We start from the raw sequence: 766 nt of genomic DNA on the forward strand, positions 1-766 counted from the left end.
GGTCTTGGCCGTGGCGCTTACCAAGGCGCTGCTTACGGTGATGGCCGTCGCGCCAGCGGCGGTGTTCACCGTAAAGCCGGCGTTGCCCGTAAGGGCTGCCGCGTCCAGGGTGCCCGCTTCGGTGTACGTGAGCACCAACTGGTTGCCGGTGACCGTGGCGCTGCTGAATACCGGGGCCACGGTATCTGCTGCGGGCCGGGTGGTGTCCACGCTGTAGTTGGGGCTGGCGACGTCACCCTCGCTGCCGGCGTTGCCAGCGTTGCCGGCGTTGCCAGCGTCGTCGGTTACCCCGGCGAGGTTTACGACGATGACATTCGTCAGGGCGCTGACGTTGACCGTGGGCGTGAAGGTGGCCGTCCAGACCATGCGCGCGGCGTTGGCCACGGGCGCGCTCAGCGTGCCGCTGCCGCACATGATGATGTCGCTGGCTTCAAAGCCGTTGACGGGCTGGTTGAAGGTGAAGGTGACGATGGTGGTCTCGCCCGTGGTGAGCGCGTAGTCGGCCAGCGTGATCGCGACGTCGAGCTCGGGTGGGGCTGGCGTGTTGTTCGTCACCGCCCGGCTGCTGAAGTTTGCTGCGTCGTTGCCGGCAGCGTCCTGCACCACGGCGCCGGATTCGGGTTTGGTGTAGCTGACGGTCACCGTCTCCGTGCTGGCCACGGCGCGGCTCAGTGTCAGCGTCACGGTCTTGGTCGTGGCGTTCACCAAGGCGCTGCTGACGGTGATGGCCGCCGCGCCAGCGGCGGTGTTCACCGTAAAGCCGGCG

Annotated in this window: 1 protein-coding gene; it reads right to left on the bottom strand. The window is 67.6% G+C overall.

Annotated features, from left to right (window positions below):
- Nucleotides 1–753 (bottom strand): SwmB domain-containing protein (locus VTU_RS29730; protein ID WP_040893943.1); only part of this gene is annotated, 753 nt, incomplete at its 3' end.
- Nucleotides 754–766 lie beyond the last annotated feature (13 nt).

Source organism: Verminephrobacter aporrectodeae subsp. tuberculatae At4 (genome assembly GCF_000193225.1).
Taxonomy (GTDB): domain Bacteria; phylum Pseudomonadota; class Gammaproteobacteria; order Burkholderiales; family Burkholderiaceae_C; genus Acidovorax; species Acidovorax aporrectodeae.